Origin of the sequence: Rhodanobacter sp. A1T4 (assembly GCF_014207185.1) — a bacterium.
Classification (GTDB): domain Bacteria; phylum Pseudomonadota; class Gammaproteobacteria; order Xanthomonadales; family Rhodanobacteraceae; genus Rhodanobacter.
On sequence record NZ_JACHCP010000004.1, the window covers coordinates 277,312 to 287,749 of the forward strand.

The 10,438-nt window shown below is 58.4% G+C and carries 10 protein-coding genes and 1 other RNA gene; 4 read left to right on the forward strand and 7 right to left on the reverse strand.

Annotated elements, in window-relative coordinates; all coding sequences use genetic code 11:
• Positions 1–25: 25 nt before the first annotated feature.
• The 7 genes from virB11 to HDE80_RS09950 all read right to left on the reverse strand — a co-directional run bounded on the left by virB11 (position 26) and on the right by HDE80_RS09950 (position 7,221).
• Positions 26–1,069, reverse strand: coding sequence for a P-type DNA transfer ATPase VirB11 (gene virB11 / locus HDE80_RS09920; protein ID WP_184670421.1), 1,044 nt, complete (start codon positions 1,067–1,069; stop codon positions 26–28).
• Between the two features lie 35 nt (positions 1,070–1,104).
• Positions 1,105–2,280 carry a TrbI/VirB10 family protein gene (locus HDE80_RS09925; protein WP_184670422.1) on the reverse strand — a complete coding sequence of 392 codons (1,176 nt, stop codon included), beginning with the start codon at positions 2,278–2,280 and terminating at the stop codon, positions 1,105–1,107.
• A complete protein-coding gene (locus HDE80_RS09930) occupies positions 2,277–3,008 on the reverse strand; it encodes a TrbG/VirB9 family P-type conjugative transfer protein (RefSeq protein WP_255483686.1) in 732 nt (243 codons plus the stop codon). The genes HDE80_RS09925 and HDE80_RS09930 overlap by 4 nt, the downstream gene beginning before the upstream one ends.
• 32 nt (positions 3,009–3,040) lie before the next feature.
• Entirely contained in the window at positions 3,041–4,000 is a 960-nt protein-coding gene (locus tag HDE80_RS09935; RefSeq protein WP_184670426.1) for a type IV secretion system protein, read from the reverse strand.
• A 43-nt stretch (positions 4,001–4,043) separates the two neighbouring features.
• The gene (locus tag HDE80_RS09940) at positions 4,044–4,496 is read right to left on the reverse strand and encodes a toxin co-regulated pilus biosynthesis Q family protein (protein ID WP_255483687.1); all 453 of its coding nucleotides are present in this window, start codon (positions 4,494–4,496) and stop codon (positions 4,044–4,046) included.
• Positions 4,497–4,984: 488 nt separating this feature from the next.
• A complete protein-coding gene (locus HDE80_RS09945) occupies positions 4,985–5,341 on the reverse strand; it encodes a YraN family protein (RefSeq protein WP_184670428.1) in 357 nt (118 codons plus the stop codon).
• The gene (locus HDE80_RS09950; protein WP_184670430.1) at positions 5,341–7,221 is read right to left on the reverse strand and encodes a penicillin-binding protein activator; all 1,881 of its coding nucleotides are present in this window, start codon (positions 7,219–7,221) and stop codon (positions 5,341–5,343) included. The genes HDE80_RS09945 and HDE80_RS09950 overlap by 1 nt, the downstream gene beginning before the upstream one ends.
• A gap of 80 nt (positions 7,222–7,301) precedes the next feature.
• Here HDE80_RS09950 and rsmI point away from each other — a divergent pair, with 80 nt between their 5' ends.
• The 4 genes from rsmI to rsmH all read left to right on the forward strand — a co-directional run bounded on the left by rsmI (position 7,302) and on the right by rsmH (position 10,433).
• The gene (gene rsmI / locus HDE80_RS09955; protein WP_184670432.1) at positions 7,302–8,141 is read left to right on the forward strand and encodes a 16S rRNA (cytidine(1402)-2'-O)-methyltransferase; all 840 of its coding nucleotides are present in this window, start codon (positions 7,302–7,304) and stop codon (positions 8,139–8,141) included.
• A gap of 155 nt (positions 8,142–8,296) precedes the next feature.
• Positions 8,297–8,663, forward strand: an RNA gene (gene rnpB, locus HDE80_RS09960) — RNase P RNA component class A.
• 325 nt (positions 8,664–8,988) lie between these two features.
• Positions 8,989–9,435, forward strand: coding sequence for a division/cell wall cluster transcriptional repressor MraZ (gene mraZ / locus HDE80_RS09965; protein ID WP_184600626.1), 447 nt, complete (start codon positions 8,989–8,991; stop codon positions 9,433–9,435).
• 41 nt (positions 9,436–9,476) lie between these two features.
• Complete coding sequence (rsmH, locus tag HDE80_RS09970) at positions 9,477–10,433, forward strand: 16S rRNA (cytosine(1402)-N(4))-methyltransferase RsmH (protein ID WP_184670434.1); 957 nt, start codon at positions 9,477–9,479, stop codon at positions 10,431–10,433.
• Positions 10,434–10,438: the final 5 nt, after the last annotated feature.

Genomic DNA, 10,438 nt, shown 5'->3' on the forward strand with positions numbered 1-10,438 from the left:
CGGAGCTGCGAATTCGATAGAGTCATTATGCAGCCTCCTGCGACAAGTGCCGGTTAGGGTTGAAGTCGATACCGGTGATGTAGCGACTTCCAGCGTGCGACTTGATGTGCACGATGATGTCGATGGTCATCATCAGCAGGCGCTTGATGGTGGCAAATTCCAGGCCGGCGCCTTCGTTGGATGCCTTGACCATCAGCCCGAGTTGATCCCAGGTTTGCTCGGTACTGCCGGAGTGGCAGCTGCTGATGGAACCGGGGTGGCCCGATGCGCAGTTGCGGATGAAGTAGAACGCTTCGTCGCCGCGCAACTCGGCCAGGATGATGCGATCGGGCTTCATGCGCAGACAGGCTTCCATGCAGCTCTTGGCGGTGACATTGCTTGCGCTCTGGCCGCCCTTGGAGTACAGCAGATGCACGACGTTGGGCTGCTCGATGAATAGCTCGCGCGCGTCCTCGATGGTGACCAGCCGCTCATTGTCCGGAATGTGCTGGACCAGCGATTTCATGAAGGTAGTCTTGCCGCTACCGGTAGCGCCGGAGACGACCACGTTCTTCTTGTACAAAACCGCTTTCTTGAAGAATTCTGCATAGTTGCGCTGGGCGCGGAGGTCCAGCAGCTCGCGGTCGTGGTCGCTGAGCTTGTGCGTGTCTTCGAGAATCTGATCGAAGAAACCGTCTTCCTTGTAATTGGCCAGGGTCTTGGCGTGCCTGGAGGGTATGCGGATGGTGATCGAGACCTTGCCTGCCTCGACCGCCGGCGGTAGGACGAATTGCGCACGCTGGCCGGTGGGAAAGGTCAGCGATACGACCGGATCCATGTCGGTGATGCGCTGGCCGGTCTTGCTCTCGTTGACTACCGATGTGCAGAATTGTCGAGCACGTTCAAAGGTGAGTGTTGGCACCTCGACGCGCTGCCAGCCGTCGCGGTTTTCCAAGTACAACTCGCCCGGGCGGTTGATGCAGATTTCGGTGACTTCGGGCGACGCCATGAAGTCCCGCACACCCAGTACTTGATACTGGTAGTCCAGGAACTCGTTCGAGACTTCGGCGATGGGTGTAGCGTCGTCCATACAAATAGGTGTTCCGTTACCGTGCGTTGAGTGAATCAGAATTTGGACACGACACCACTGAAATCCACGTCTTTCGCGACGTAGACATCGATGATGGTGCCTTGATTGATGGTGATCGTGGCAGGTCGGTTGGCTGCACTTTGCACCGCCTGCTGAGACAATGTTTGCAGGGTCTGCGCCGTATTGCTCTGGAATGGAGTTTCCACCGCGACACCGCTACCTGAAAGGGCGGTGGTCTTTGGGCCGTGCTCGGCCGCCTCATACGAGAACCCATCGCTGAGCATGCTGATCAGCAGCGCGGCGCTGATACGGCTACCCCAGTGCGAATCGAGGTAACCCGGATTGCCGGAACTGCCGAGATCATCGACGCCTGGACTGGACATGTTCACGTCGATGCCAGTCGGTGTGATGATACGGTCCCAGACGACAGCAAGGCGATTGCCGATAATGGGTTTTTCCCGGTATTTACCCAACACCTTTGACCCCTTGGGTAAAAGCAAACGCTTTCCGGTGAAAGAATAGATAGGCTCGGTAACTACGCATGAAGCAAAGCCTGGATAGTCGCTGATGATCCTGGTTTCCAGCACGCAACGGATAAAGGTGCCCCGAACCATGATGGTGTCTGGATTGCTCAGCGGCTGAGCGCTGGTCTTGGAATCCTCCATTTCACCAATTTGATCGCCCGGGTCCTTGGGTGGATTCGCTGCGGATACTGGCGGCGTTTCGGAAGTGGGATTGCCTTGTTCTTCCGCAAGGCGGCGCTCAAGCAAGCTTGGCCCCTGCTGTTTCGTAGGCTGAGGCTGTACAGTTTGGGTGACCATCGGCAAGGGTGGCGTCTGCCCTGTGTTGAGGGGAATAGCTTGAACCAACGGTGTGGCAGGCAACGGCGGTGGAGCTATAGGCGCCTGAGGCACAGTAATGGTTTCTGCTTGCTTGGGAGCAGGTGCTTTGCTTGAAGGGCTCTTGATGAGCCAGAAGGCGACTGCGAGCAGCAATACGACAATTGCCGCTAGGTAGAAAAGCGCGCGGCGATTCATTTGCCGAAAATCGCTGGATTTCAATGTCGGCGCATTGGCATCTAGGTCGGGAGCCGCACTTTTCTGATACTGATTGGAGTATGGATTACTCGCCAGTGGGTCGTTGCGGTCGGGTGATGGCGCGTTCTCGCGATCGAAGCCATCGCCGGGTTGGTTAGGAGTATTTGAGCTCACTTTTGAGTGTTCCTTCTCAGACCAACGACATTGTTGCCATGACGAATGACCAGGTAGGCATAGGTGCCGTGAACGACGATGGTGTTGCCTTCCACGGTTGTGTTGACCAACACGTCTCCACCATGTCTGATTTCGCGCATATAGACAGTGGGAAAATTACCGGTGGGAAACTGTTTCAGATCGCTCATCTTGATGTAGGTGAAGCGCCCGTCGTCATACACGGTGATAGGTACCAGCCAGGGCGCGGCCTTGCTGCGTGTGGCATAGCTGTAGTCGAAGTTGTAGTCGCGCTCTTTGACCAGAGACGTATTCAATTCGGATACGTCAGCGGTTTTGCTGGCCGCAGCCGCGAAGCTGGTGGCCCCTGGATAAGTAAAGGTGATCTTGTACTGAACGCCGGCGCGCTTGGCCTGCTCGAGTGTCTTCCAATCCGTGGCGACCACCTTCAGTTCGAAAATGTAGGAATGGGTCGCTGTACGAATCATCATGTTCGTGTCGACGTCAACATTCTTCGGCTTCAGATAGAAGACGTTTTCGCGCCGCGTCAGGTCCCACCCGCCGCTGAAGCCCGTGCTGTAATCGAGAATTTTTTCGTTGGGACTCAGTTCGATCTGGGTGGTGATGCCCAATCCGGTGCGCACAGGGTAGATGCGATCGGGTTGAAACTCGTACTGCTCCATCACTTGTGCTTTGACGGGAAATGCCATGCTGGCCATGACCAGACACATGACACCCGCCAGACCCAGTTTGCTTGGTTGGTTCATCGGTGACCCACTCCATTGGCGGTATTGTTCGAGGCAGGCACACCCGGAGCTGTGACTTGGCTAGCTTCACGCTGTGGAATGGGTGGCTGCGAGGGCAAACCTGTTTGCATGGTTTGAGGCGTGATTGCAGTGGACGTACTTGCCGGCAGGCCAGCATTGGCGTTGGCCGCAGTGGCTGGCTGAGCGTTGTTGGCAATCGGCGCACCCTGAACTGCGACCGGTGCGGACGACTCATAATCGTTGTCGACGCGATAGTCGGTAACCTGAAAGCCGAGGGGATTCTCAATCCGATATTGGTCATCCATTCGCAGATCAGGCATGTATGTAAATTCCAAGGTGGCGATTTTGCTGTCCAATGGTTTGGTCGAACCGCTTGTCTTGTCGTAGACGCTCCTTTGGAAGCGCACAGTGGCACTTTTAGGGGTTTGACCGACCCCATCGCCATGTAAAGAGATGCTGAGGATATTGATTTGTAGCGAACTATCTTTGCCATATAGCTTGGATGGACTATCGGGATTCGTCGTCGACAGAACTTGATTCTTGTATGCGTTGGCGACTTTGGGGGAAGACATGACGATGGATGTAATCCATCCGTTCTGGTACGCCATAGTCGAGTTGTCATAAGACTCGCGTGCCATGATGTAGTGCGCGACGTTGCTCTTGTTGATCGCTTCGCTAGTGGTGATCTGACGGTTGGTGAAATCCTCGGTCAGGTGCGCGACGGAGCTGGTACCCGTATAGGCATCGGCCATGATGACGTAAGGGACTTTTTCCTTGAGTGGCAGCATGTAGAAGTAGCCGCCCAGCAGAATCAGCGCCACGATGGTCGCGGAAAAGGCAACCAACCAAGCACGCCGTTCACTGCGCTTGGCGAAATCTGCAATGGTCAGCTCGAAATTGACCGATCGGTTGACCGTGTCGTCAATTTTTCGACTGGCTGTTTTCTTGTCCGCCATTAGCAAAAATCCAGATGGGTTGTTACAACGTTAATAGTCGTTTTCATCGTTTGATGCTCGCAGGCGCAGGCGGCTTGGTCGCGGTCGACGCTGGCTTTGTCTCCGACGCATCAGGTTTGGACACATCCGCTACCCCGACCAGAATCTGCTTGTCGTTGATGGTGATGAAAATTCCTTCCGCAGCGTAGATGGCATTCAACTCGGCGGCGGCGGATCGGATATCCCGTGTGTGAATTTGCGCTACCGGCTTGTAGAGCGTGTAGTCGGACATCAGCTGGTAGGACAACGTCATGCCCGAATCCGTCGACCAGCGCGTGAGCATGGTTTTCAGGGTGCCATCCATCGGCGAGGCATAAAACGTGTAGGCCTGCGCCAGCGGTATTTCGGTGGTCTGGTCCTGGAAGTGATTGACGGGTTTCCAGGAGCCGCCGAAATCCTTCGCCGGCGGCGTGCCGCATCCAGCGATCACGAAAGCCAAAAGAATGGGAACGCCCATCAGGGCGGTGTTTGAGAAGGCCTTATTCACATCGCACTCGCAAAATTTGTGGAAGGGAATGAGTCGGGATTAATAAAGAGTGTGGTGTCGCGGCATTTCAATACGATGGCGCGCAATAAAGCGTGCCATCCGAAATCGGTGGCGGCGGATAAGCGTAAGTGAGTTGCCCCGCGTTCTCGTACAGCGAAGCTCGCCGGAGAGCGACAGAAAAAAGCTACAAGGTGTGTAGGCTTTTGCCTCAATCCCCGATAACTTTGCAGTGAGAGCCCCCGCTCCCACGATGTAGAAATTTCCGATTCCATTCTGACCCCTGGCTCGGCACGCTATTTGATAGCTACCGCTAACTTCACAAAAACTATTGTGTTTTCGAAATCAGAGCACCATAAGGCACTGCGTTTCGGCGTCTACAGAGAAGATACCCTGAACAACGTATAACTTGATTCTGCCCCAACGAATTTTATAAAGCTAGTGTTACAAATTTGTTATATTCAATTAGCGTCGAATGCGTCACAAAGCCATGTGCCACGCGCATTTTCGGGCAGTCCGTCGTAAGTGAATATGTCAAATCGGCAAATTGAATTCGCGCGTTTGGGATTTTCTGCCAACCAGAATTCCGCTGCCTTGATCAATTTGGTGCGCTTACTCGCTGTCACCGATGCCGCGGCATCGCCATGCGCGGAGTGCTTTCGGTAGCGGACTTCGACGAAAACGATTGTGTTGCCGTCGAGCATTACGAGATCCAGCTCGCCGAATCGCGTGTTGTAATTGCGAGCCAGCAATTTCAAACCTGCGCGCTCGAGTTCGGCGCAGGCGCGTTGCTCGAAGGCATTCCCGATGGCGCGCATCAGTGGCCGGTTGGCTGATCGGTACTTGTAGGCGCGTTGCTGCTGGCAGAGCTGGCTGGCGCAATGGTGTCGGGTGGCGTGGATGTTGGATCGCCCGTAGGTGGCGCGCTGGCGGGAACGTCATCCATCTCCAGGCTGCCGCTGATCGGTCGTGCCAAACCGTCCTGAAATTTGGCCCAGATCAACACGCGGCGAACGCGGCCGAACTGATCCGCGGTCAGTTGCCCGCTGGCGCCGGGCAGGTAGCTGCCGGGGTGGCTACGCAGCCAGTCAAGATAGGGCACCAGATTCCACGCGTCCATGCCGAAAGCGAACAGTCGCGCGGCACTCCCTTGTGCGGCCGGCAGCTGGGTGGCGATATCGTCATGATTGGGCAGGCCCGGCTGGGCGTTAAACAGCCACGGCGCATCCGAAAATTCGACGCCTTCCAGGTCACGATTGGTCGTGGCGTTATCCGTGCCCTCGTAAATATGCGAGGTGGCAAATACCGGCAGGTGCACGTTGGCAACAGCCAGCTGTGGAATCAGCAAGCGCGCCTGGTTCGGCCGCATGCTGATAAAGATCCCTGCATCACTGGCCGCGTTATCGAAACTGAGACCGGCAAGCGCGCTGGTAAATGTCGTCAAGGTAGTCATATGGACCAACTCGCCGCCACGCGCGGCAAATTCAGCTTTGAACGCATTGGCAGCGCGCTGCGCGAAGTCGTCGCCCGAGACCAGCACATAAGCATGCCGCACGCCGCGTTCGACCATATGGTCAGCAGCCTGCGCGCCTTCCGTTTCCGGTAGCAGGCCGAACTCGCTGGTGTCATTGCCGGGCAGTTGCTTGTCGTCTGGATGATTCAACGCCAGCAGCGGCACGGGAAGATTTTTCTGACTGAACACAGCGGCCACTTCACCGCGGGTCAATGGGCCGACGACCAGTTGCGCACCATCAGTAACTGCTTGCTGGTAGCCCTTGACTGCACCATCGGCGGTGCCGTGGCTGTTGTAGACGCGCACGCTGGGACGCGGCGCGTGATTGTGTCCGGCATCGATATAGGCGGTGAAAAAACCCTCGCGCACCGACTCGCTGGCCGCTGCGAAATTGCCATCGCCGGGTAGCAATAGCGCGATTTGCTGCGGCACCTTGTAACCCTCGCGCACGTTGGCGTCCGCGCCCGGCAGCAAGGTACCGACCGGTTGCTGCAGCGACGGTTGCGGCCCGGCCACGGTCACGCCAAGTTGAGTCAGTGCTTCGTTGACCCATGTGAGCATGCGGTCGCTGGGTTTCATCGCTGCCGCGCGCTGTTTGAGTGGGTCGACGCCCACTTTGCCGAGCAGGCTGAGTATCTGCTGGCGGTTTTGCGAATGATCGATGCCGCTCAGCTGATCGTCCATCTGCACACGAGTGCGCGCGGCTCCCCAGTAGTCGCGGCTCTCCTCCAAAGCGCGCGCGCGCAGTTCCAGCAGGCGCAGCTGGAATTCCGGTGGAATCGTGGCATTGGTTTGCGCGGTGAGTTGCAACGCTGTTGCAGCGTCGTGCTGGCTCAGCGCGAGCTCGGCGCGCAGCAGATCGAGGCGCAGTGGTTCGTTGTCAGTCAGCCGGTCGCGCTTGATCAGTGCGAGTGTCGGCGCGGCGCGTTGTATTTGTCCTTCCTGCCGCCACGCTTCGGCGGCCAGCAGGCGATAGTGATCGGCGTTGCCGGACGATTGCCCGGCCAGCGCGAGATATGCCTGTGCTGCCTGGTCGAACTGGCCCTGTCTGGCGAGCGCGTCGGCGCTTTGCTCGGCAGCAACATCAGCCGGCGAGCGTTGAACGTTGGTCGGCACGCAACTGCTCAGCGTCAATGAAAAAAGCAGTCCGATCGCTGCGGCTCGCGAATGGCGCATGAGGCGCATGAGAAATCCCTTGATCGTCATGGTCAGCAATGCGCGATCATAGCCGATCGACTTGCCGACTCGCGGCACAGGAATTCACGATGTCATCAGTTCAGTCAGGCAGCCTGTGGGTGGTCGCCACCCCGATCGGTCATCGCGAGGATTTTTCCGCACGTGCCATCAATACATTGCGGGCAGTTGCGGTGATCGCCGCCGAAGACACGCGGCACAGTCGCCCGCTGCTGGTCCATCACGGCATTGATACGCCGTTGATTGCGCTGCATGAGCACAATGAGCGCGATGCGGTGGATGCCATCGTGCGGCGGTTGCTGGCGGGTGAATCGGTGGCGTTGATCTCCGATGCCGGCACGCCCTTGATCAGCGATCCGGGATTTCGTTTGGTGCGCGCGGCGCGCGCTGCCGGCATTCGCTGCATTCCGGTGCCCGGTGCCTGCGCGGCGATCGCGGCCTTGTCGGTGGCCGGTTTGCCCAGCGACCGGTTCGTGTTCGAAGGTTTTCTGCCGCCGAAGGCCGCGGCGCGACGCAGTCGACTGCAGGAATTGGCTGGAGATGCGCGTACGGTCATTTTCTACGAGTCATCGCATCGCGTGGCCGAGAGCCTTGCCGATATGCGCGATATTTTCGGTAGCGACCGCGAAGCGGTGCTGGCGCGCGAACTGACCAAGATGTTCGAGACGGTGCTGGGTGAGCCATTGAAAGATCTGGCGGCGCGGGTGGCGAACGACCCCGATCAGCAGCGCGGCGAGCACGTGATTCTCATTGCCGGCCGTGGTGAGGAAGCCGATGCGAAACTTGCCGAAGGGCGGCGCGTCTTCGCGATTTTGCGAGATGAATTGCCGCCCGCGAAGGCGGCCAAGTTGGCGGCGGTTATCAGTGGTGCGCCGCGAAAGCTGCTTTATCAGCCGGGGAATGAGGAGTAACGAATGCGCGGAACCACGAACTGGCGCGTAGGTTGGCGGTGAGCGCAGCGAACCCCAACATTTTCGATGAAGGTGGAGTTTCGTTGGGGTTCGCTGGCGCTCGCCGCCAACCTACGCGGCTCTGTCAGCGTGTCGCTTCCCCTATACTTCCACACGGAGTCGGCCGGACAGTCGCGTCGCGCGCAAGCGTATCGAGGAAAGTCCGGGCTCCACAGGGCAGAGTGCCAGGTAACCCCTGGGCAGCGTGAGCTGACGGCCAGTGCAACAGAGAGCAGACCGCCGAACGGCATCTTCGGATGTGCGTGGTAAGGGTGAAAGGGTGCGGTAAGAGCGCACCGCACGCGGGGCTAACGTCGCGTGGCACGGTAAACCCCACTCGGAGCAAGACCAAATAGGGGAACGATAACGCGGCCCGCGTTGTTCCCGGGTAGGTTGCTGGAGCCAGACGGTGACGTCTGGCCGAGAGGAATGACTGTCGCGTCGCAAGACGTACAGAACCCGGCTTACAGGCCGACTCCACCTCTTCAAAGCGTGTTTCACCACCGGTACGGCATTAGCCGCACCGGTGGTGATGCGTGGGATCGGCTGGGCATGAACGCCGATTCATCGGGTTGAACCCGAATGCCATCGAATGGGCTGCTATCGCGTTGCCGCAAGCTATGCCTGTTTCACAAAAAAACTTGCGTATTCAAGCACCTTGCATAGGTTTGTGAGAAAGCGCTGGAAATACGAACACAATCTCGCCTTTCTCCTTGATTCACAAGCGAAATTTCCTTGACAGTCTCATGTGGCGAGACTATCGTGGGTTCACGTGTGAAATCGTGGGTTTTAGTGGAGTCTGCGCATCGTGTTCCAAGGCGAAACCGCCATCACTGTCGACGACAAGGGCCGCCTGGCCATCCCGACATCCTATCGGGAGCAGGTTGCGGGCGAGTGCGCGAATCGGCTGGTGATCACCTACAACCCCTTCGAGTCGGGCTGCCTGTGGTTGTTTCCGTACGCGGAGTGGGAGCAGGTGCGCGATCAGGTGAATGCGTTGCCCAAGGTCAAGGCGGCGCATCGCGATATGCAGATGAAGCTGGTGGGTGCGGCGACCGAAGTCGAGCCGGATGGTGCGGCGCGAATTCTGCTCCCGGCCAGTCAGCGTGCGGCGGCGGGCATCGAGAAAAAAGCTGTGCTGCTGGGCATGGGCAACAAATTCGAGCTTTGGAGCGAACAGGCGCATCTCGCCAAGATTCGCCAAACCATTGGCGAGGACGAAATTACCGAACAGATGGCAGATCTGCGCCTTTAACCGGGTGCAGCAACAGACGCAGGATGGGAGCGGGAGTGCACATGGCCGAGCAGCAATTGCGGCACATCCCGGTGATGCTGGATGAAGCGGTGGAGGGACTGTCTGTGCAGTCTGGAGGGCGCTATCTCGATGGTACATTCGGACGCGGCGGCCACGCTCGCGCCGTGCTGTCGCGCCTCGACGCCAGCGGTCGGTTGTTGCTGATGGACCGTGATCCGCAGGCGATTGCCGCCGCCCAGGCCGAGTTCGCTGTCGATCCGCGCGTATCGATTCGCCACGCCAATTTTTCCACCATGGCCGAATGGGACGAAACCGCCGCAGGCCTAGATGGCATTCTGCTGGATCTGGGGGTGTCGTCGCCGCAGTTGGACGAGGCCGAGCGCGGCTTCAGCTTCATGGCCGATGCGCCGCTGGATATGCGCATGGACACCACGCAAGGCGAAAGCGCGGCCGACTTCCTAGCCAGCGCGACCGATCGTGAAATTGCCGACGTGCTGTGGACGTTTGGCGAAGAGCGCCACAGTCGCCGCATCGCGCGGGCGATCGTTGAAGATCGTGATGCCAAGCCGTTCACCCGCACCGGTCAGCTGGCGTCACTGATCGAGCGCATCGTCGGCCGACGTGAGCCGGGCAAGCATCCGGCCACACGCAGCTTTCAGGCGCTGCGCATTCATGTCAACGGCGAGCTGGATTCGCTGCAGCAGGGCTTGAACGCGGCGTTGGAACGGCTGCGTCCGGGTGGTCGTCTGTCGGTGATCAGCTTCCATTCGCTGGAAGATCGTGCGGTGAAAATGTTCATCCGCGATCAGTCCGGTCGCGTGCAGAACAGTCGACGCGGGCCGCCGGTGGCTGTCACTGCCGCGCGACTGGTTGCGATCGGCAAGGCGCAGTTTCCTTCCGACGCCGAAATTGCCGTGAATCCGCGTTCGCGTTCTGCGGTGCTGCGTGTGGCGGAAAAGCTTTCCGAGCAAAAGCTGTCAGTCGAGGGCCATGCATGAAGGCG